This is a genomic window from Cellvibrio sp. (assembly GCF_046347455.1).
In the GTDB taxonomy this organism is placed as follows: Bacteria; Pseudomonadota; Gammaproteobacteria; order Pseudomonadales; family Cellvibrionaceae; genus Cellvibrio.
In genome coordinates, this window is the sequence record NZ_JAXMGC010000008.1 from 19,428 (window position 1) to 41,884 (window position 22,457).

Annotated in this window: 16 protein-coding genes and 2 pseudogenes; 4 read left to right on the forward strand and 14 right to left on the reverse strand. The window is 46.8% G+C overall.

Going from position 1 to position 22,457, the window contains the following annotated elements:
- Window positions 1-229 precede the first annotated feature (229 nt).
- From U1F02_RS14170 to U1F02_RS14180, 3 genes are all read right to left on the reverse strand, one after another.
- Window positions 230-850, reverse strand: a complete 621-nt coding sequence (locus U1F02_RS14170; protein WP_409991065.1) for a hypothetical protein — start codon at window positions 848-850, stop codon at window positions 230-232.
- 466 nt (window positions 851-1,316) lie between these two features.
- Window positions 1,317-2,459: a hypothetical protein gene (locus U1F02_RS14175; RefSeq protein ID WP_409991066.1), complete on the reverse strand. Its 1,143-nt coding sequence runs from the start codon at window positions 2,457-2,459 to the stop codon at window positions 1,317-1,319.
- Between the two features lie 203 nt (window positions 2,460-2,662).
- Window positions 2,663-3,559, reverse strand: a complete 897-nt coding sequence (locus tag U1F02_RS14180) for a LysR substrate-binding domain-containing protein (protein ID WP_409991067.1) — start codon at window positions 3,557-3,559, stop codon at window positions 2,663-2,665.
- Window positions 3,560-3,682: 123 nt separating this feature from the next.
- On the opposite strand from U1F02_RS14180, the gene U1F02_RS14185 reads away from it, so the two are divergent.
- Window positions 3,683-4,795, forward strand: a complete 1,113-nt coding sequence (locus U1F02_RS14185; RefSeq protein ID WP_409991123.1) for an S-(hydroxymethyl)glutathione dehydrogenase/class III alcohol dehydrogenase — start codon at window positions 3,683-3,685, stop codon at window positions 4,793-4,795.
- 24 nt (window positions 4,796-4,819) lie between these two features.
- The gene (gene fghA / locus U1F02_RS14190) at window positions 4,820-5,671 is read left to right on the forward strand and encodes an S-formylglutathione hydrolase (RefSeq protein ID WP_409991068.1); all 852 of its coding nucleotides are present in this window, start codon (window positions 4,820-4,822) and stop codon (window positions 5,669-5,671) included.
- Window positions 5,672-5,765: 94 nt separating this feature from the next.
- On the opposite strand, the gene U1F02_RS14195 is transcribed toward fghA, so the two are convergent.
- The 4 genes from U1F02_RS14195 to U1F02_RS14210 form a co-directional block, all read right to left on the reverse strand.
- Window positions 5,766-6,971: an MFS transporter gene (locus U1F02_RS14195; protein ID WP_409991069.1), complete on the reverse strand. Its 1,206-nt coding sequence runs from the start codon at window positions 6,969-6,971 to the stop codon at window positions 5,766-5,768.
- Between the two features lie 111 nt (window positions 6,972-7,082).
- Window positions 7,083-8,225 carry a Gfo/Idh/MocA family protein gene (locus U1F02_RS14200; RefSeq protein WP_409991070.1) on the reverse strand — a complete coding sequence of 381 codons (1,143 nt, stop codon included), beginning with the start codon at window positions 8,223-8,225 and terminating at the stop codon, window positions 7,083-7,085.
- A 149-nt stretch (window positions 8,226-8,374) separates the two neighbouring features.
- A complete protein-coding gene (locus U1F02_RS14205; protein WP_409991071.1) occupies window positions 8,375-8,521 on the reverse strand; it encodes a hypothetical protein in 147 nt (48 codons plus the stop codon).
- Between the two features lie 165 nt (window positions 8,522-8,686).
- The gene (locus U1F02_RS14210) at window positions 8,687-9,742 is read right to left on the reverse strand and encodes a sugar phosphate isomerase/epimerase family protein (protein WP_409991072.1); all 1,056 of its coding nucleotides are present in this window, start codon (window positions 9,740-9,742) and stop codon (window positions 8,687-8,689) included.
- A 399-nt stretch (window positions 9,743-10,141) separates the two neighbouring features.
- Here U1F02_RS14210 and U1F02_RS14215 point away from each other — a divergent pair, with 399 nt between their 5' ends.
- Window positions 10,142-10,678: a phosphatase PAP2 family protein gene (locus U1F02_RS14215; RefSeq protein ID WP_409991073.1), complete on the forward strand. Its 537-nt coding sequence runs from the start codon at window positions 10,142-10,144 to the stop codon at window positions 10,676-10,678.
- 304 nt (window positions 10,679-10,982) lie between these two features.
- Here U1F02_RS14215 and U1F02_RS14220 read toward each other — a convergent pair.
- From U1F02_RS14220 to U1F02_RS14230, 3 genes and pseudogenes are all read right to left on the reverse strand, one after another.
- Window positions 10,983-11,462 (reverse strand): annotated as a pseudogene (locus tag U1F02_RS14220) (porin); the annotation flags it as partial.
- A gap of 405 nt (window positions 11,463-11,867) precedes the next feature.
- Window positions 11,868-14,846: a glycosyl hydrolase family 28-related protein gene (locus U1F02_RS14225; protein ID WP_409991074.1), complete on the reverse strand. Its 2,979-nt coding sequence runs from the start codon at window positions 14,844-14,846 to the stop codon at window positions 11,868-11,870.
- A gap of 389 nt (window positions 14,847-15,235) precedes the next feature.
- Window positions 15,236-15,661: a MarR family winged helix-turn-helix transcriptional regulator gene (locus tag U1F02_RS14230; protein ID WP_409991075.1), complete on the reverse strand. Its 426-nt coding sequence runs from the start codon at window positions 15,659-15,661 to the stop codon at window positions 15,236-15,238.
- A gap of 74 nt (window positions 15,662-15,735) precedes the next feature.
- On the opposite strand from U1F02_RS14230, the gene U1F02_RS14235 reads away from it, so the two are divergent.
- Window positions 15,736-16,929: a PLP-dependent aminotransferase family protein gene (locus tag U1F02_RS14235; protein ID WP_409991076.1), complete on the forward strand. Its 1,194-nt coding sequence runs from the start codon at window positions 15,736-15,738 to the stop codon at window positions 16,927-16,929.
- 99 nt (window positions 16,930-17,028) lie between these two features.
- Here U1F02_RS14235 and U1F02_RS14240 read toward each other — a convergent pair whose 3' ends face one another.
- The 4 genes and pseudogenes from U1F02_RS14240 to grpE form a co-directional block, all read right to left on the reverse strand.
- Complete coding sequence (locus tag U1F02_RS14240; protein WP_409991077.1) at window positions 17,029-18,174, reverse strand: tetratricopeptide repeat protein; 1,146 nt, start codon at window positions 18,172-18,174, stop codon at window positions 17,029-17,031.
- Window positions 18,175-18,347: 173 nt separating this feature from the next.
- The gene (dnaJ, locus tag U1F02_RS14245) at window positions 18,348-19,460 is read right to left on the reverse strand and encodes a molecular chaperone DnaJ (protein WP_409991078.1); all 1,113 of its coding nucleotides are present in this window, start codon (window positions 19,458-19,460) and stop codon (window positions 18,348-18,350) included.
- 228 nt (window positions 19,461-19,688) lie between these two features.
- Window positions 19,689-21,611, reverse strand: a complete 1,923-nt coding sequence (gene dnaK / locus U1F02_RS14250; RefSeq protein WP_409991079.1) for a molecular chaperone DnaK — start codon at window positions 21,609-21,611, stop codon at window positions 19,689-19,691.
- A gap of 220 nt (window positions 21,612-21,831) precedes the next feature.
- Window positions 21,832-22,394 (reverse strand): annotated as a pseudogene (gene grpE, locus U1F02_RS14255) (nucleotide exchange factor GrpE).
- Between the last annotated feature and the right edge of the window lie 63 nt (window positions 22,395-22,457).

Below are 22,457 nucleotides of genomic sequence, written 5' to 3' on the forward strand. Positions count from 1 at the left end.
TAAACAGCGGCTTTCTTGGCTGCATCCAAGGTTTTTGAACGCAGGCCGCAGATGGGTCGCCAAGAGGGTGACTTGGCTGGGCGCAGATGAGATTCCGAGCTTATCGGTCATCTTGCAACCATCTGGAGGAAGCCGCAATTTTCGCAGGTAAGGCGGGGATGTCAAGAAAAAAGCAGGATTTCAAGCTTTTACTTGAGAGAAAAGGCCTTTTGAAAAGGCCTTTTTGGATTTAGGCCGATTTGCGCATGCGCAAACCCACCAGACCGATTAAGCCTATCAAAGCCAAAACCAAACTGGACGACTCCGGTACGGCAACAGATATTGATGGCGCAAAACGAACATCATCTAGAAAAGTGAAATAATCGGTGCCATCGGTACGATCGATAATGATTTTGCTAACCGCTGATGAAAAATCAAAGCCCACAAACGCGTTATCAAAATCGGTAAACGAGAGAGATTCAACCAAATTCCCAGAGCCATCATAAGCACTGACTACTGCAGATAATTGAGAGCCTGCACCGTTACCAAAGTTCATCCCAAAACGTGTGATCGCACTGTCAAAACCAAGCTCGATGTCGTTTTTTGCATCGGGATACAGACCAAAGCTGTTAAATGCATAACCGCTCGTCCCCAGCAACCAGCCGGTATTTTGGAAGATGTATGAGCCAGACTCTGTACTAAAAATCACCCCGGAGTTTTTATAAGTACCGCTAAAAACCCCTACCGACACATTGTCGAAATCAACAACCGTCTCAGAACCATCAAAACTGGACAGCGGTATCACTGCTGCCCGAACACTCAAAGACGCAACCAACAAGCCCGTCAGAAATAACCAATGTATAGTTTTCATTTTTTATCCCTTTAATGAAAAATGCGAACCAATAAACACAAATAATGTGAACTAGTTTGCATTTTACGCGCCAAGATAAAAATCATTTAAAATCAGAAGGTTATAATTTTTCACAAGCCTGGAAAAATTATTTTTGTAAAATAATTCGACACATAAGCCCACCATTTAGTTAAATTTCTTTACGATCATCTTTAAACAAGGTGAAAAATTAGGTAGCAGCCCACAATCAAAACCGATCTTTAGTCACGTCACAAAAATGCACTTCTAGCCATTCAGGCTGACTAAGCCATACCAAACATAAGGAGTTGTTGCTGCGCCCCGAATGACTTTAAGGAAGTTTTCAAATGACAAAAAGGAGCCTTAGAAATCTCGGCCCACGCTTGAACAATTCGAACAGCGGCACGCAAGCTATAAAAAGGCCAGCGCGTGAGGCTGGTCTTTTTAGCGCTCAGATCACTAATGATTATTACGGTTTAACCAAATCCAGCATTTTTTTCTGCTCAGTCGCAATTAAATTAACAGCGACTTTACTGAACAGTGCAGCGTCTGTAATGGAAACCACTGCTTCCAACTCTTTGCCATTTGCCAGCGAAAAAAAGTTTGAAATAGCTGCGACTGGCTTATCGATAGTAACCACAACATCACCATCTTTTGCTGACTGGCCTTTATCATTCTTACCTGGCTTTTGCGATTTACCGTCTGCAGTTCTAAACGCAATTCGACTCTGCCACTCCTGCACGCCCAAACCAGCACTGGCCGTACCGGATGTAGTTTCCGTTGTCGTGGTGCTATTGGTACCCTGATATTGATCACCCTCAACCGAATAGTCGTGCGCAACGCTCAAATCCAATTTACCCAAGGTCAGCACAAAGTTTGCCTTTAACACATGAGCATTTAATTCCTTTGCAAGTTTGGTTTCCAAATCTGGCACCTTCCACGCGCCAACACCCAGCGAAAACTTAGGCCCACCTTCAGTCGAACTACCGCCATTAAAAGGTACTTGTTTCACCCAGCCCGGAATATAGGTAGTGACTTTTCCATTTTCATAAAAGTCACCCAGCTCAATCGCATAGGGCATGTAGGGTTTTAAGGCGTCGGGGCCGGCTAAGAGCACATCACCCTGCGAGTTGTAGTATTTGGAAGGGTTGCTAAAACCGGATTCTTTTAACAAGGCTTGGTAAGATGCTGCTGCAGTGACCTCAGCCTCAGGAACCACCTCAAAACCGATTGCAATCAAATCTTCCTGCAATTTTTTATACACATTGTTGGCCACAGTTTGTGCAACAACGGGATCAAGCTCCAAGCGCATAAATCCCGTTTCACTGGTTTTATCGTGCTTTAATAAACCACCCAAACCGTATTTGGCCACATCTTTTCCGAGGCTTGCCGTAGAGATTGTTTGACCGGTAGAGGTTTGAAAAGAAATCACCACTTCAGTAATGGCAACGCGCTTATTAGCACTCAAAGAGGCAGCAGTACTACTGGTAAACACCGCAACAGCAGGACCGCTGTTCTCAGGTTTTTTGTCTGATTTTGCCAAAGCAACTTCAGAATTCAAGATCAGGGCGCTTACGACAGCAAAACTCGCGGCAGATAACTTAAAACGCATAAATCACTCCTTAACTCTCACATTTTCAACGAGGAAACGCTAAGACTAGTCCTGCTCTAACGTACCCCTGCAGGCCTCGGCCTTAACGAGGTTATTGGCGGTTAAACCAGCATTCATCTTATTCCACCTAAAATAGTAAGAGCAACAAGGCTATTTGATGATTCCATCAGGTATTAAACACTCATCCATAGCACATTGAGTATTTAAGGTTTAATAGAGCGCCCAATACCCCTCTCAAATCGCTCAACCAAGAAATCAATAAAGAACCTCACCTTAGGGGCAATGTATCGCTGTTGGGGGTAGACAACCCAAACACCTGTGTCGGTGTAGCGGTAGTTATCGAGAACGGATTGCAGGCGGCCGCTGGTTAGGTGTTCGTCTATGTAATAGTCGGGTAATTGGGCGATGCCTATGCCTTTGAGTGCGGCATCCAGCAGGCCGGGGCCGGAGTTGGCTTGCCAGTTTCCACGTACGACTACATCTTTGCGCACGCCGTTTTGGGAGAGTAGCCAGGTGCCACGAGAGCCGATGAGGCAGTTGTGTTGCTCCAAATCTGCAAGCTTTTCAGGCTTGGTATGGCTCGCAAAATACGCGGGCGACGCAACCAGATATTCCTTTCGGTCACACAAACGCCGCGCAATGAGCGTGGATTCTTTAAGTACACCCATGCGAATGCCGAGATCAAATCCCTCATCAATCAGGTCTACTTGGCGGTTACTGAAGTACATGCTGACTTTGATTTGTGGGTACATAAGTGCAAAGTCGTTTACCAGCGGCGCTATGTAGCGGTCGCCAAAGGTGGTTGCGGCGGTAATTTTGAGTAAACCTGCAGGTTGGCCTTGGTGCTGGTTTAGCTGTAGCTCGGCTTCTTTAAAGCCATCGAACAATTGGCGGCAGCTGTCATAGTAAAGCGTGCCCGTGTCTGTGAGCCGGATTTGGCGCGTCGTTCGGTAAAGCAGCTGTGTACCGAGCTGTTGCTCCAGTTGTCCCACCAAACGACTGATGTGTGAGTTGGAGACTTGTAGCTGACGGGCGGCACCCGCAAAGCTGCCATTGCGCACCACTTCTACAAAAGCTTCCACACGATCCCAATGCTGCATTATTGCTCCTCGGCAACAATTAAGTGATTTTTAAGGTGGTTACCACCTGATAGGCACTAGTCTACACTCTTCAGCCCTGTCTGCGGCGGTTGCCGCGAATCTCCTATTTTGAATCGAGAATCGATTATGAAATCACGCGCTGCTGTTGCCTTTGCTGCGGGCAAACCTTTGGAATTGGTGGAAATTGATGTTCAGGGCCCTAAAGCGGGCGAAGTGCTGGTGCGTATAGTCGCTACCAGCGTTTGCCATACAGATGCTTACACCCTGTCGGGCGCAGATCCGGAAGGCTTGTTTCCAGCCGTACTAGGCCATGAAGGCGCAGGTATTGTTGAAGCTGTTGGCGAAGGCGTGACGAGCTTGCAGGTAGGCGATCACGTGATTCCGCTCTACACGGCAGAATGTCGCCAATGTAAGTTCTGCCTTTCTGGCAAAACCAACTTGTGCGGATCGGTACGAACAACCCAAGGTAAAGGCGTTATGCCGGACGGAACCTCTCGTTTCTCGCTCGACGGCCAGCCGCTGTTTCATTACATGGGCACGTCAACATTTTCTGAGTACACGGTTTTGCCGGAAGTATCTTTGGCAAAAGTATCGAAAGACGCTCCGCTCGACAAAATTTGCCTGCTCGGTTGCGGCGTAACCACGGGTATTGGCGCTGTGTTTAACACCGCCAAAGTCACACCGGGTTCAACAGTTGCCGTGTTTGGTTTGGGCGCGATTGGTTTAGCAGTCATTCAAGGTGCGCAAATGGCAAAAGCCGGACGCATTATTGCTATCGATATCAACCCAGAAAAATTCGATTTGGCGAGACAATTCGGCGCCACCGATTTCGTTAACCCAAAAGAATATTCAGACCCAATTCAGCAGGTCATTGTGAATATGACCGACGGCGGTGTGGATTATTCGTTTGAATGCATTGGCAACGTTAATGTGATGCGCTCTGCGCTGGAAGCCTGCCACAAAGGCTGGGGCGAATCGATCATCATTGGCGTGGCTGGCGCGGGACAAGAAATTTCTACGCGTCCATTTCAACTGGTGACGGGCCGCGTTTGGAAAGGTTCGGCGTTTGGCGGTGTTAAGGGGCGCACACAACTTCCAAATTACGTTGAACGTTATATGAAAGGCGAAATCAAAATCGACGAGTTTATTACTCACGAAATGCCTTTCGAGAAAATCAACGACGCGTTTGATTTACTTCACGAAGGAAAAAGTATCCGAACGGTTTTGCATTTTTAAATGCGTTTTAATTTGAGACTTTTTATGTCTGACGACGAATCGAGCTTAGTTTTAATTTCTGCCACCAAAAGTTTTGGTGGCTGGATCAAACGATACAAACACCGCTCAGCAACGCTTAATTGCGATATGGTGTTTGCCATTTATTTACCGCCGCAAGCGGAGACGACATCTGTTCCACTCTTGTGGTGGCTGTCAGGCCTGACATGCACTGACGAAAACTTTATGCAGAAAGCTGGCGCGCAACAAGTCGCTGCGAAATTAGGCATAGCGATCATCTGCCCAGACACCAGCCCACGCGGGGTAAACATTCCCGGCGAAGACGAGACTTATGATTTTGGTTCTGGCGCAGGTTTTTATGTGAACGCAACGCAAGAACCTTGGGCGAAACATTACCGCATGTACGACTATATTGCGGAAGAATTGCCAGCACTTGTTCAAGCAAATTTTCCGCTCAACGGAAAAGAAAGTATTAGCGGCCATTCTATGGGAGGGCACGGCGCGCTGGTGTTGGCATTGCGTCAACCGGGCCGTTTTGCATCTGTCTCTGCGTTTGCGCCTATCGTCAACCCAAGTACAAGCCCTTGGGGCCAAAAAGCCTTTAGTGGTTATTTGGGTGACGATCAAAGTACTTGGGCAGAATATGACGCCTGCGCACTGATTAAAAAAGGTCTGTCAAAACAACCGTTGTTTATCGACCAAGGCACCGCCGACAATTTCCTCACAGAGCAATTGCGCCCGGAATTGCTGGAACATATTTGTCACCAGCGCCAACATCCCATTGTGCTTCGTTATCAAGAAGGTTACGACCACGGCTACTTTTTTGTCGCAACCTTTATTGATGACCACTTACGTTACCACGCGCAACATTTGTCGTAACCTAAACCCCCTCCTAACCTACCCCTTAAAAGAGGTTAATTTAAAAAAAAAGCCCCGGCAGATTTCTCTACCGGGGCTTTTTATTCAGCTTAATTTATTTGTTCGCGAATTTTTTGCGGAAAATATACAAGCCAGTGAAAACAACAATCAACACTGCTGGGAACAGCGCGAGGTTTTGCAAGGTTGCTTGACCAGCTGCCAACTCTACAGCTTCGGGCGCTATGCCTTTTGCAGCCGCTTCTGCTTTAGCAGCATCTAACCAACCGCCAATCACGGGATTCCAAATACTGAGAGAGAACATGCCAGCGCCGCCCATTAACGACATACCGAGCGCACCGGTTTTTGGTTGGTATTCGCTGATGAAACCAATCATGCACGGCCAGAAGTAAGTTACGCCTATAGCAAACACCATCGCTGAAACATAAATCAACGCGCCAGACGCCATGCTCAATAAATAAATACCGATGGTGGTCACAATTGCTGACATGAGCAACACACCGACAGGATTCAATGCTTCCACGATTGGACCTGCGAAGTAACGACCTAATGCCATCAAACCAGTCACTAAGGCCAACACCAACATTGGGTGAGCACCTGATGCTCCGAAAATACGATCAACCCATTGTTGTGTACCGAATTCAGACGCAGCAGTTACAGTCATCACCAACAACATGAAAATAAATAATGGCGAGAAGAGCGCACGAATATTATTTTTGGTTGATGTTTCGGTGTTAACGGGCACAGGGAATGTTTGGCCGAAAATCATGAAACCGTAAATCGCAGTTGGCACCAACATAATCGCAATTTGCGCTTGCCAACCCATGTTCAATTTAGTCATCAATGCTGAAATCAATGAACCAATTACGATACCGCCTGGGAACCACATGTGGAATTTATTCAGCTTGGTAGTTTTGTTGGTGTGGTAAATATCCACAATCAATGGATTACATGCTGCTTCAACAGAACCGTTAGCAAAACCAATGCAGAATGACGAAAGCAACAAGCCCCAGAAACCGCCTGCAGTAATCGTGAGAATCAAACCGAGCAAGTGACAAACAAACGCGAGATACAAAAGCGTACGCGCGCCCAAAGCGTTATACAGCAAACCACCCACCATCATAGCGACCGGAAAGCCCAGAAACGCCATGCTGTTGATCCAACCTAATTGCGCATCAGTGAACTGAAAGGTTGCGCTGAGTTGCGTCAAAATGCCTGCGCGAATAGCAAAGGTCATTGCGGTGACGATCAAGGCCACGCAACACGCCGTAAATAAGCGATTTGGGTTAATCGTATTAGACATAGTTGTACCCTTTTTATTGTTGATAGAATTATTGTTAACTGCGGTTTAAAAATTGTTACTGTGATTTAAAGCAGCGAGAGCTTTAACTCTCGCTGCTGTGCTGTACAGCAATTACAGCGATTTCCAACTACCATCAGCCTTTGATGAATCAATCATGGCTTGAATAAACTTCATGCCTTCAACACCTGTATCAATTCCAGGCACCCAGTCTTGCAAATAATGACGCTCGCCCGCTTGATGCGCAATTAAAATATCGGCGATGTCGTTGTACAAGTTGGCGAAGGCTTCAAGATACCCCTCAGGATGGCCACCCGGTGTACGCATGCCACGCGCCGCGATGTCGCTACCAATATCGCCGCGGCGAGTCACGCGTTGGCGCGGTTTGTTTAATTCGGCAAACCACAATTCATTTGGTGTTTCTTGCGCCCACTCAATACTCGCTTTATCGCCGAAGACGCGAATGCGCAAACCATTTTCACAACCGGGTGCAACTTGGCTGCTCCACAGCATACCTTTCGCGCCGTTTTCAAAACGCAAAAGTGCATGAACGTTGTCATCCACTAAACGACCATCAACAAAGCTCGCCAAGTCAGCGCTAACTGCAGTCACTTTTTGCTGACTAATAAAACGCGCTAATTGAAACGCGTGCGTACCAATATCACCAAGACATCCACCAGCGCCTGAACGAGCTGGATCAGTACGCCATGAGGCTTGTTTGTTATCTGCATCGGCCGCAACTGTGAGCCATTCTTGTGGGTACTCTACTTGCACAACGCGAATTTTCCCGAGCGCGCCCTTACCTACTAATTCACGCGCGTAACGCACGAGCGGATAAGCGCTGTAGTTGTGAGTCAATGCAAAATAAGCACTGCTTTTTGCAGCGACTTGTTGCAACTCAAGCGCCTCTTCAAGCGTGCGCGTTACTGGCTTGTCGCAAATCACATTAATACCAGCTTCAAGCGCTGCTTTAGCAACGGGAAAGTGCATGTGGTTTGGTGTAACGATCACAACAGCCTGAATACCATCTGCACGTGTTTTTTCGACGCGCAACATTTCTTCGAAAGAGGTGTAAGCGCGATCTGGTGCGATATGTAAATCAGCAGCAGACGCTTTTGCGTTCTCTGGGTTAGATGAAAGCGCACCAGCAACCAATTCATAGCGGTCGTCCATACGCGCAGCGATGCGATGCACAGCACCGATAAATGCACCGCGTCCACCACCAACCATTGCATAACGAATTCTTGGAGTAGTCATAATTAAACTCTTCATCAACTCTAATTTTTACGGGGAGTCGTCATCCTCGCGTAGCGGGGATCCAGCTTTTTCACGCTAGAGAAAACTGAATTCCTTTATGCAAAAACAACGCTATAAATATTCACATTAAGCTTTTAATTTTTTAGATTTTATTTCGCCTCTTGGCGAACTCCTTTTCTTTGCTTCGCCAAAGAAAAGGAGTCAAAAGAAAGGCGACCCATGGCTTTGTTTTTTCCTGCGCGCTTCAGAAAATTGTCGTCGCTCCGGTGCGACATCCATGTCGCATCGTCACTCAAACGCACTTCCTGTGCGTTAGCCGGCAATTTTCTTCCAGTGCTCGGCAAAGCCAAAAGGGAGTGAACGTCAAACGCAAAAGCAAAAGCAAAAGCAAAAGCAAAAGCAAAAGCAAAAGCAAAAGCAAAAGCAAAAGCAAAAGCAAAAGCAAAAGCAAAAAAAACTATTTATTTCAAACCCAAAATACGACGATTTGCTGCGTGGTCTGTACCGCCACTCGCAAAATCATCAAATGCGCGCTCAGTCACTTTAATAATGTGTTGCGCAATAAATGGAGCACCTTCTGCCGCGCCAACTTCTGGGTGTTTCAAGCAGCATTCCCACTCCAATACGGCCCAGCCTTCGTAATTGTAAGCAGCGAATTTTGAGAAAATTTGTTTGAAGTCCACTTGGCCATCGCCGAGTGAACGGAAGCGACCAGCACGATCAACCCAGGATTCATAACCACCGTACACGCCTTGTTGTGCAGTTGGATTAAATTCAGCGTCTTTCACATGGAACATTTTGATGCGGTCGTGATAGCGATCGATAAACGCAAGGTAATCGAGTTGTTGCAATACGAAGTGCGATGGGTCAAACAAAATATTGCAGCGCGGGTGATTATCTACCGCTTTCAAGAAACGTTCGAAAGTCGCGCCATCATGCAAATCTTCACCGGGGTGAATTTCATAGCAAACGTCAACGCCAACTGCATCAAACGCATCGAGAATTGGTTTCCAGCGTTTTGCCAATTCAGCAAAACCAGCATCCACTAAACCAGCGGGGCGCTGTGGCCAGGGGTACAAGTAAGGCCATAACAAGGCGCCAGAGAAAGTGGCATGGGCTTTCAAGCCCAAGTTTTTACTGGCTTTGGCAGCCAGCATCATTTGTTCTACTGCCCAAGCTTGGCGAGCGGTTGGGTTGCCACGAACAGATTCGGGGGCAAAACCATCAAACATTTCGTCATAAGCGGGGTGAACAGCAACCAATTGGCCCTGTAAATGAGTGGATAGTTCGGTGGGAACCAAACCGTGCTTGGCCAAAGTTGCTAGGAACTGCTGGCAGTACTCGGTGCTGTTGGCAGCTTGTTCGAGGTCGAAAACGCGTTTATCCCACGTTGGAATCTGCACGCCTTTAAACCCAAGGCTGGCAACCCAACCGGCAATGCTGTCGAGACTGTTGAATGGAGCCGTATCGCTTAAAAATTGCGCCAGGAATATGGCTGGACCCTTAAGAGTTTTCATGGTTTCACCCTTTTATCTTATAAATATGAACTGTCATTATGAACATAAGCACCACGGCTTACAACACAGCCAAACCGAGGTGCGATAAGTGAGACGGTAGACCCGAGCGCGAAGGATTAGTTGCTGGAATATGCGCTCAAAGTCGAGGATGCCTGTTATATCACGCAGCCTCGGTCAGGCAAATAAACTCTTGGAGCTTTGCGGGGAACTTTGCAAATCTTGAGAAACTTGCGCAAGTTTTATGCGGAATGGCTTTTAAGCACGCATAAAAAAGGCCTCATCCTGGTTCGTTAGGTCACTGCAAACTAAGGTTTACGCGAGCGAAATTTTTTGAATATTATGTGAATAAACAAAACCCAAACTTTGTATTTGTGAACAGCGCACGCCGTACAGGATAAAATGACTACTACTCGGACCAGACTCCTAAGTCTAACCAGCATAACGCTTATAGGTGTTGCAATATTGCTGAGCGCCATTAAGCCTCTAAACATGTCGATCTTTTCTGCGATTAATTCCGCCCTGCCCTCAAAAGCGCTGTGGGTAACCATTACCAATAGCGCTGATGTTATTTTTGTGGGATGCCTTTTATTTATTACTTTACGAAAACATCAGCGATTATTGACTTGCGCTGTGCTATGCGGAATATCCATTCACTACATTGTTAAGTTCGCCAAAGATAGCTTTGCAATACTTCGCCCCGAATACGGGGGCTTAGACCATATAGTCAGACTGGGACCAAAACTCGCATCGAATAATTACGCCATGCCATCCGGCCATGTAGCGAGCGCGTTTATGGCAATTATTTTTATTATCTTTGCTCATCAATTGAAAGGATGGAAACTGCTGTTACTGTTTATTTACGGTCTATTGGTTGCACTTTCGCGCATGGCGGTTGGAGCGCATTGGCCTGCAGATGTGTGCGGGGGGCTGCGATAGGCATAACGCTAGGTTTAATTTTTGTTGAACTCGCCAACAAGGAAAGCTTTTGGTTTGATCAACACATTAATGTTAAAAAAACAGTGCAATATCTAACGCTCCTTGCCTACATTCCATTTGTTGTTCTGGCGATCACCCATGCCAAATCTATTCATGGTTTCACCAGCTTAATTAACCAGGGCATTATGGTTTTGATTGGTTTAGTCGCGCTAGGATTCTGGCTTGTTAGTGCAGCATCCTTGATGAATAAAAAAGCCCCGCTAGCAGAATACTAGCGGGGCTTTTTTAGTTTAATGCCTAGCGATTAGAAATTATAAGTTGCGCCAATTGTTAAAGCAGACAACTTGGTGTCATCCCATTTTGCGTATTGGTTGTATTCTGCACGCAAGGCGATTTGTGGCGTCAAAGCGTAGCTTGCACCTACACCTACCAAAGCTCTGGTTTTGGATTCTGAATCTTTAATCGGTGCAGGATTGTTGCCGTCCGGATAGGATGCCGTGATTTTGTAATCTGCATCAATTGATGCCACACCTACGCGACCGAAAATATTAAAGTCTTCGCTAATTGGCAATTTACCTACAACAGAAGCTTGCAGAGCAGTTGCGCTTAGTTTTTCTGAATAGAGATAAGAGTCGCCCAAGTCATCAACATCCATACCGCTGTCTTTAATTTGACCTAAGTCACGGTAGGCAACTTCAACAGCAAAAAATTGATTGACGTTATAACCAGCACCCAATGAAAAAGTTGTGTCTGTTTTGCTGAGCGTAAAATCACCGGAGGCGTCTCGATTTCCATTTTGCCTTGGCCCACGTCACCAAACACATAAAAGTTGTCCGCCAATGCTGGCAAGGTAAATGCGCCCAATACACATTGCCAATAAAATTTTCTTTTTCATAAAATATTCCTTAATTGCTGTAAATTAACGATTCGAAATACATTCATAAATAAATGTATTGAAGCGAACTTTAACAACCAGGAATGAATTTAAACTGAACGCACTTAAGGATAAAAAGGCTTTAGTAATTCATGATAAATGTCATGCAAATTTACTTAACCAAGGGATAGGTGAACATGAAAGGAGAAGGGAAAAATAAAAAGTTAAAAATAAAACGTCTTGCAGAAGAAAGAGTGTGTTGCGGTAAAATAAGTTGCGAGCGGCTTCGCCAACTCGCAACTTGAAGATGTACAACTAAATATTTATTGCGTAGAGCCCGTGATGCGCAAGAATAAATAGCGTTTTCTTATCCTTACCGCCAACTACTAATTGGATAGGACGCTCAGGCACGGTGATTTGATTAATCATTTTGCCATCCGGTGCATAAACAAAGACTTGTCCATTCGCCACATAAACTTTTCCATCTTGCCCAACGGCAACACTTTCACCGCCGCGCTCAGCAAAGACTTTTAAGTCAGTTACAACGCCGTTTGAACCAACCAACCCGTGATAAGTGCGATTCTCTGATGAATTATTCAGGAACACGCGCTCACCCACTTTAGCGGTGACAAGACCCATGGTGTCCATGGTGTCGGAGAAACGCCAATCGCCCTGACGGAATGTGCGAAACGCAGGCAATACAAGGCTGCCATCGGGCGACACATATTCGCGCGTTTTGGGCGTACCCATACCTTTGATGAATTGCTCCGCCAAGGTTGAATAACGGTAGGTTACGTAATCAAGCTGATCCTGAAATTCGCCGTCGTTTTTCCAAATGTTGCCTGGTAATGCAACCTGCACATTGGGTCGAGCTGCGGCAGCAGTGGGTTGAATGATATCGATCTTATCGAACGGCGTATCTGGTTTGAACGAGTACACAGTGATCTCAGAACCTTGTGGCGACATCACCATCACGTTGCCGGATTTGTCGATGGCAAGGTTAACCGGGTCCAGCGTGTTGTCACGTACAATTTCCAAGCCTTTGGCAGGCGTCCAGCGATAGATGCGCTGGAAGTAACGCTCCACAAAATAGAGATTTCCGTCCGGCGCAACAGCCGCACCTGAAATCGAATAGAAGTCATCTGCGATTTTCTGGATTGGCGCTGCGGTGTAGAGCGGCGCAACAGGTTCAGTCTTCGGCATATTATCGGTCACGTCGAACACCGCAAATTCGCGCTCACGTATATCCCAACCCGCAGTCACATTGCGAATGGCGTTTTCAAAAGGAAATTTGCTCGCGCGCAAATAAGGCGCGCAGCCATTTTCATCGCACATTGCAAATCCACTTTCCGCGTTTGAATGGAGATTGCGGAAGCGTATGTCCGTTGAATTTTGCAGCCGCACTGCAAACGCATTTGGCTTAGGCGAGCGAGTCACGCGGTACGCGTGGTAATTGGCAAAAAGAATGTTGCGTGAATTGCGCACATCGAGGCTATTTGCGTCGGAGCTAATACGCACTTCTTCCTCGGTTTGAGGAGCAAGGAACTCCCAGTTCTCCACACCATCCAAAACGATTTCATTGCGGAAATGGTGTTCGGTAGACAACTCGTAAACATGCCCAGGCGTTTTGGTATTAGACACATAGAAACCAGCATGGGCGCTCTCGTGCGGTGTCCAAATATCAATGAAGGTTCCGCCACCGCCATCCGTAATCCAAATACTGGGGTACTGTCCATCATCGCGCCCTTTAACCGGCTGATCGCGTTGATCGCGCGGTGTGCCTGCGCCACCTTGAATTTTTACGTCATCAACCAAGGAATCAACGCCTGCCTTCCACAACAAACCCATTGCGCGCGGATTGGTAACGCCGGTGTAAATACCAAAGCCGCTCACAATAGCGTTGCCACCTTTAGCGCTTTCCACTACAGCTTTGGGCGTACCGAGACCAGCAAATGCGGGCGAATTTTCGGGAATAATCAATTGTGTTTGCGCGGGGTGCAAGCCAACTAACACCGTATCTTTCTTCAATTTCAGTGTATCGTTGACGATGTAGTTACCTTGCGGGAAGTAAACAACTTTGTGCGAATCTATAGCGCGTTGAATTGCGGCTGTATCGTCTGTTTTACCGTCACCTGTCGCGCCCGAATCGTGCACGTTGAACCATGCAGTGGTTGAGGGTAACGGACGAATTGCGCGTTTTGCTGCTGGCATTGCGCTCAAGGGTTCTGCCTGCCAGTTGGTTTTGATTTGCCCCATCGCACGCGGGTCATTTATGGTGAGGCCGTAATTAAATTCTTTTACGCGGTAGCCTTTGCCAACACCTTCAATGGTTTTACCGCTATCACGGAAACGCGCAAAGGTCGGCACATTGGTCGCTAATGCATTTTCAAAACCAATTTGGGTGAACACGCTATTTTCTGCGCTAATTACAACCGCGGCTTTGGAAACATTATTGAAGCGAACGTCTTTGCCCCACAGCGAATCTGAATAGCCTTCGTCAATATCAATTCCCACGGGAACATCACTAATGGAAACATTCACCATTGTGAGGTCAACTTCATGCTCACGAATAGCGGCTTCGCGCTGGCCGTCGAAGCTGCTATCGACAAGTGTGAACTGCCAAGCAGGCGATGTTTTTTCCGTGAGTATGCCGTAGCGGCCGCCGTGAAAATGAACATCTTGCATAACGTTACCTGCAAGATAAACACCCGCCAAGCCCGAGCCTAATTTGAAATCCATATGCGACAAGAAAGCATGCTGCGCAACGTGGAAACGCGCCGCCACAGCACCGGCATTGCCATTGCCGATTTCGATATCAATATTCGCCATGGCCGAATAGAAGGTGCTTGAGTTTGCATCAAACAACTTATCGTTAAAGGGCACTACGGTTTTGGGCGGGAATGGTGGCTGCTTGTTGCCATATTGGTCGTTGCCGACAAAGGTAAACATGGTCGCAACGCCTTCGCCAAAACCGGGCGTGTTATCGCCCAAGATAACGACTGGACGCGTTTTACCAACACCGTAGAGACGCACCGCTGGCGGCATGATGATAGTGCGGCTGATGAGGTAGCGGCCAGACGGAAGAAACACAACGCCGCCCCGCCATTTATCCACTACCGCCGCATCAATTGCGCGCTGAATCGCTGCCGTATCATCGGTGCGACCATCGCCCACAGCCTTTACCATTACAGCCTTGGTGTCGTTTGGTATGGTTTCGTAGACAGAGTTGGTCGCCGCATGCGCACATAGCGACGCTCCCAGCAGCCATGATGCCGTCATTAATTTAAGATTCACGTGAATACCCCTTGTCTGATTAACGATTATTGTCGACATCGGCCGGCGAGGAACGCACTAAGCAATTGGTTGATTTGCTATCCCGGCTGATTTCATTCTTTGCCTGATGCTGCTCCCTATGCAACGGAGCTTTTAGATCTTATATTTGTTTGCGCTACCATTGCTGTTAGAAGTAAAGCCGACAAGCACTTATTGCTGATAATTTGAAAGCGCGTGCGCCATGGTAGCGCAACCATGTTCTTGCAAATGAAAAACAACGTCAATAGCGGGGTGACGTTTACATTTATTGACCCTTGCAGGCCCGCGAAATATGAAGGGATAAGAGAAAGGGCCACCATGCAGCCCGTACCACTTATTTGGGCAAATGCCCGGCAAGTTGCCCCATAAGACTACGCCAAGCCAATGCTCACCTTCATGCACCGCCTGATCGAAAAGGCTGGTGCATGCAGCTTGCGCTGAGCACCGCTCAACGCGGCTTCCAACTTTTCGCCCTCCGGCGTGAGCTTAAGACATTTTCCGCGCTTATCGCTGGCGTGCGGTGAATCTTGAATCAAGCCCATCGCCATCAGCTGACGCAAAGGCGCGTGGAGCGCTTGCTTGGTCACGCCCAAGATGGCGAGCAAACCGCTTACGCGAATCTCTGGGTTGCGGCCAACAAAGTAGAGGATGCGGTGATGAACGCGCTGCAGACCGCGCGCTTCCAAAAGCTGATCTGGCTTGGCGGTAAAGGCGCGGAAGGCAAAGTGAAACAACTCCAAGCGCACGGTTAAGCTCATCTTCACGAGCAGTGGAATGATATTTGATTGGTCAACCATATTGACTTTTCTCTCGAACAGGCGAATTATAGGTCAATATACATGACCAAATTTATTCAAACAACGAGTCCAGCATGGCTTCTTCGCAACTTCCGCCGCCCCAATTGTCCGAACGCATTACTCGCCTAACTTCATCACTGGTACGCGAAATTCTGGCCGCCGCCCAAGCGCCGGGAATGATTTCCTTTGCGGGCGGCCTACCCAGCGCAGAAGCCATGCCGCTTTTGCGTGACATGCCCCACTCCCATGATTGGATGAGCCCCGTGTTCCAACAATACGGGCAAAGCGAAGGCGAGCCGATTTTACGGGCGCGCTTGGCAGATTGGTTAGCGGAATGCGGCATGCAGGTTTCGCCGCAACAAACGCTGGTTTTATCTGGCTCGCAACAAGGTATCGACTTAGCCGCCAAACTCTTTGTAGACCCGGGAACGCCCATGCTGTGCGAAGCACCCACCTACTTGGCGGCGCTGCAAGCTTTTCAATTATTTGGTGCGAATTGTTTAGGCCTACCGCTCACCGATGATGGCATTGACCCAGCACTCCTAGCGCAGATGATTGAAACCCATAAACCGCGCGCGATTTACTTAATTCCAACTTTTCAAAATCCATCAGGCCATTGTTACAGCGCAGAGAATCGCCGCGCCCTTGCGGAAGTGCTCGATCATTACGCACTGCCCTTAATTGAAGACGAACCATACCGCGAACTCATGTACGACGAGGTAGATCGCACACCTATTTGCAGCTTGCTCAAACGCGCGCCTTGGATTTATTTAGGCAGCTTTTCCAAAACATTGTGGCCGGGTTGGCGCGTGGGATTTTTAGCGGCATCGTCCGATTTATTTCCGCATTTGTTGCGCTTAAAACAAGCAGGCGATTTACACACCAACCGCCCCGGTCAAATTCGTGTAGCGAATTGGTTGGCATGCAATGAACGACATCAGGATTTAATGAACCTACGCAACACCTATCGGGCTAAACGCGACGCCATGAATGACGCACTGACAACAACCTTCGGTCACTTAGCAGATTGGGAAACGCCAGCGGGTGGATTATTTTTTTGGCTGAAATTGCGTAACGGAAAAGATACGCGACCACTGTTAAAAATTGCGCTGGAACATAATGTGGTGTTTATGCCGGGTGAAGCGTTTTATCCTGCGAGTGGAGAGCCCGCATTTGGCACCATGCGTTTAAACTTCAGTCACGCTAATGCGGATGATATGAAAAAGGGATTGGCGACCTTGGCGAAGATTTTTGAGGAATATAAATAGGGGGTTTTTTAGATAGTTTTTATTTCGCCTGCTGGCGAAATAGAATTTAAATTAAAAGAGAATGTTGGGCATTTCTACCCAACCTACAAACGAGAAAAATCAGTTAAACTTCATACTACGGATTGCTTCTTTAGCTAAGTCCCTATGCTGCATGTAAGTCATTGAAGCAGGATTTAGCTCTAACGCTTTACTAAAGTCATCAAGCGCATCCTGATAATTACCCATATTCATATTACAAACTCCGCGAAGATCTAAGGAAAAGGAATCATTTGGCTCTGCAGAGAGGGCTCGAGACAAATAATAAATTGCGGTTCGCAGGTCTTGCTTTTTAGCATAGTTAAATCCCAAGAGAGCATTTGCATGGGGATAATTGGGACGAAGCTTAACCGCATTTTCAAGATCGCTTATTGCCATTGGCATATTGTTTAAATTGGTATATGCCTCCCCCCTCATCCCATAATAAAACCAATAATCCCCAGATTTAACTGCTTGATTATAGTAATTGAGCGAATCTTGATAATTGCCTTTTAGCAATTCCTGATCGCCCAGCTCAGAAAAAACACGACCATTCAAAATTTCTAATTTCTTATTTTTCGTATAAAAAGGCTTTGCCAACGAAATTTCATTCTCCATTTCAATAACAGAACCACCCCATCGCGGCAAAAGAGATGAGAGATAATATGTACGAGCAGTGAGGCTATAGGGATTTATTTTTAGCGCCAACTCTTTTAAAGGAGCTATTTTAGCCTTAGAACCTAAGGCCATATATATTTCCATTTCATAACAATATATATGCACCAAATTTTTGTTTAATATCTTTGCTTTTTCAAAGTCATTGATAGCTTTTTCAAAATAAAATTTCATACCATCAACTTGTTCTTTTTTCGTCTCACTAATGTACTTACTTCCTCTTGAACTCCACCCCATTTTCGTAAAATAAATGCCTCGGGCCAGATATGCAACGGCAGAGTTAGATTGCTTGTTAATCCATTCATCATAAAATGTTTGCAGCAAAGGATCTGCCCGATAAAATGAATCCAGTGCAATATCCAACTCCCTTTCCCCTTTAAAATCTTCTTGATACTTTTTTACAAGAAAATTTAATTCGGCATCTAACAAAAGATAATCCTTAGAACGTAATAACTGACTCAGACGATCATCTATCGATTCTACACAATGAGCATTTATTGAAAAAAACAAAAGTAATAGCAAAGAAATAGATCTAGCCAAAGATTTATTTAACATTTTAAATTCCTTTAATAGTTATAATTAAAACCTAAAAAAGTAGGTTCGCTTAACCTACACTTTATTCAGTTTATTACCTAATGCAGCCGTCCTTCCGTATACAGAAACCATGTTGCCTAACCACAAAAAACGGGCTGATTTCTCAATCAGCCCGTTTCGGTTTTAACAATTAATTAATCATTAAAAAACTTCTTAACCCCATCCAACCAACTCGATTGTTTGGGCGAGAACTTCCCGCCTTTCATACTCGCTTGGAAATCTCTCAGCATTTCTTTTTGCTTGTTAGTGAGATTCACCGGAGTTTCCACCACCACGCGACAGAGCAAATCTCCCACTCCACCACCGCGCACTGGCGTTACACCTTTGCCGCGCAACTTAAACAATTTACCGGTTTGGGTTTCTGCTGGGACTTTTAATTTTACGCGACCATCCAGCGTTGGAACTTCGAGCTCACCGCCAAGTGCTGCATCCACAAAATCAATCGGTACTTCGCAATACAAATCTGCGCCTTCGCGTTTGAAGATGGCGTGTTCGCGCACGTGAACTTGTACGTACAAATCGCCCGGTGGGCCGCCTGCTTCGCCCGCTTCACCTTCGCCACTTAAACGAATGCGATCGCCTGTATCTACACCCGCTGGCACTTTTACTTGCAGTGTTTTGGTTTCTTCTACGCGACCTTGGCCGTGACAGGTTTTGCAGGGGTCGGCGATGATGGTGCCGCGACCACGGCAGTTAGGACAGGTTTGTTGAACAGAAAAGAAACCTTGTTGCATGCGCACTTGGCCGTGACCGCCGCAGGTAGTACAAGTAACAGGTTTGCTGCCCGCTTTTGCACCCGAGCCGTCACAGGTTTTACAGGAAACCAATGTGGGCACTTTGATTTGTGTAGTGGTGCCTTTTACAGCATCTTCCAAGTTTAATTCGAGGTTGTAGCGCAAATCGGAGCCACGAGTCGGCCCGCCGCGACGGCCACCGCCGCCACCAAAAATATCGCCGAAGACATCGCCGAAAATATCGCTGAAGTTGCTGTAGCCCGCACCGCCGCCACCGCCTGCTTGACCGTCTACACCCGCGTGACCGAAGCGATCGTAGGCTGCGCGTTTTTGGTCATCCGATAGAACTTCATAAGCTTCATTCGCTTCTTTGAATTTCTCTTCGGCTTTTGGGTCATCCGGATTTCTGTCAGGGTGATATTTCATCGCCACGCGGCGATAGGCTTTTTTCAAATCAGCAGCGTCTACGCCTTTTTCGACGCCGAGCACTTCGTAATAATCGCGTTTTGCCATAATTTAACCAATTGGATTCGGTAGCTTTTATCGGGAAATTAAATTTTCCCCTCTCCCCCTACCCCTCTCCCACAAGGGGAGAGGGGAGACCGAGACTGAAAAAATTCTCTCTGTTTCTTACGTGACAAATGCGGGCAAGCCCGCATTTGTTTTTAGCCCCCTCTCCCTTGATGGGAGAGGGCTGGGGAGAGGGTGAGTTTTTCTTGCTGCACCATTCCCTCATTAAACTTACTTGTCTTTTACTTCTTCAAACTCAGCATCTACAACGCCGTCATCTTCTGCTTTGCCGCCAGCTTGTTGTGCACCTGCACCACCTTGCGCGCCAGCTGCTTGCTGTTCTGCGTAAAGTTTTTGGGCGAGTGAGCCAGAGGCTTCAGTCAACTTGGTAGTTGCTGCTTCGATCTTCGCAAGATCATCGCTCTTCACAACATCGCGCGCTTCAGTCAAAGCCGCTTCAATTGCAGATTTTTCTTCTGCAGTTGCTTTATCGCCTGCTTCTTTCACGGTTTTTTCAGTTGCGTGAATCAAACCATCGAGCGTGTTGCGTGCAGTGACTACTTCAGCAAACTTGCGATCTGCTTCGGCGTTTGCTTCTGCGTCTTTAATCATTTTTTCGATTTCAGCATCGCTCAAACCTGATGATGCTTTAATCACAATGCTTTGCTCTTTGCCGGTCGCTTTGTCTTTCGCGCTTACGTTCAAAATACCGTTAGCGTCGATGTCGAAAGTCACTTCAATTTGCGGCATGCCACGTGGTGCTGGTGGAATGTCGCTCAAATCGAAACGGCCCAACGATTTGTTTTGCGCAGCTTGCTTACGCTCACCTTGAACAACATGAATCGTTACAGCAGATTGGTTGTCATCCGCGGTTGAGAACACTTGTGATTTCTTGGTAGGAATCGTGGTGTTCTTGTCGATCAATGGAGTGGCAACGCCGCCCATGGTTTCAATACCAAGAGTCAACGGAGTTACGTCCAACAACAATACGTTGGTGGTATCGCCAGACAACACAGAACCTTGAATTGCAGCACCAATGGCAACTGCTTCGTCAGGGTTTACGTCTTTACGTGGCTCTTTGCCGAAGAAATCTGCTACGGCTTTTTGCACCAATGGCATACGGGTTTGACCGCCTACCAAAATTACGTCGTCGATTTTTTTGATATCAACGCCTGAATCTTTAATCGCTTGTTTTACTGGCTCCATTGAGCGAGTAACCAAATCTTCAACCAAAGATTCGAGTTTTGCGCGAGTCAATTTAGTTACCAAGTGTTTTGGACCAGTAGCATCAGCAGTGATGTACGGCAAATTCACTTCGGTTTGTTGGCTTGATGACAATTCGATTTTCGCTTTTTCTGCCGCTTCTTTTAAGCGTTGCAATGCGAGTGGATCGTTGTGCAAATCAATGCCGGTATCTTTCTTGAAAGTGTCCGCAAGGAATTCAATCAAGCGCAAGTCAAAGTCTTCACCACCAAGGAATGTATCACCGTTGGTTGAAAGTACTTCGAATTGGTGTTCGCCATCTACGTCTGCAATTTCGATAATAGAAATATCGAAGGTACCACCACCGAGGTCGTATACAGCGATAGTGCGGTCGCCTACACCTTTATCCAAACCATAAGCCAATGCGGCAGCAGTTGGTTCGTTGATAATGCGTTTTACATCCAAGCCAGCAATACGGCCTGCGTCTTTGGTTGCTTGACGTTGCGAGTCATTGAAGTAAGCAGGAACAGTAATTACTGCTTCTGTTACGGTTTCGCCGAGATAATCTTCAGCGGTTTTTTTCATTTTCTTCAATACTTCAGCAGAAATTTGTGGCGGAGCTTTTTTGTCGCCTTTCACTTCTACCCATGCGTCGCCGTTATCGGCAGCAACGATTTTGTACGGAACCATTTTGATATCTTTCTGTACAACGTCGTCTTTAAATTTACGGCCGATCAAACGTTTTACAGCATACAAAGTATTGTGCGGGTTGGTAACTGATTGGCGTTTTGCAGATTGGCCAACAAGAATTTCATCGTCGTTAGTGAACGCAATAATGGATGGCGTGGTGCGATCGCCTTCGGCGTTCTCGATAACTTTTGGCTTGCCGCCTTCTAATACTGATACGCAAGAGTTGGTGGTGCCCAAGTCAATGCCGATAATTTTACCCATAATATTGCTCCTGAATTTCTCTGATACTGACTTATGAACCTTTCAAAAAAAGCGAACATAAGTACTGTGTTAATAGATGGTGGTTTTGCGCAGTTTCTCCTGCAATTTGCAGCGAGTTACCGGCTTTTTCCAACCGTTGGAATCTATATTGGAGCTGACAAATGTAATTCAAGGTCAACCCTAAAAAATTCCTTACAAAACTTATTACTTTTAAAAAAGCTTAAGGCGCTTTGGAAACCACAACCATAGCCGGGCGAACCAAACGACCGTGCAGCGTGTAACCTTTTTGGAAAACGTTGATCACGGTATTAGGCTCTACATCGGGGTTGGGCACAGCCGAAACGGCTTGATGCAAATTGGGATCAAATGGCTCGCCGTGGGGATTCACCACAATGACTTGGTGGCGCGCCAAGGCGTCGATAAAGGATTTCAACGTGAGCTGAATGCCTTCGGCAATTGCACTTAAGGCTTCGTTTGATGCGTCAATGGTGCCTAGGGCGCGCTCAAGGTTATCCACTACCGGCAACAAATCATTAACGATTTTTTCCTGGCCGAACTTGTGGGCTTTTCGATATCTTGCTCTGCGCGGCGGCGGGCATTTTGTGCATCGGCTTGTGAGCGCAAGGATTGTTCTTTTGCCGATTCGTAAGCAGCGGCCAAGGTTGCCAGCTGAGCTTGCAAACCTTCAATACTTACCTCAGGCGCTTCGTTAGCTTCTGTATCTGCTTGGGCATTGGCTTGGGCATCAGCGTTTTGGACGTTTTCGTATTCTTCAGTGGACACAGCCTTCTCCTAATATTTTCACGCGGTTCGCTTACCGCAAAACAAATCAGTGGTCGCTATATG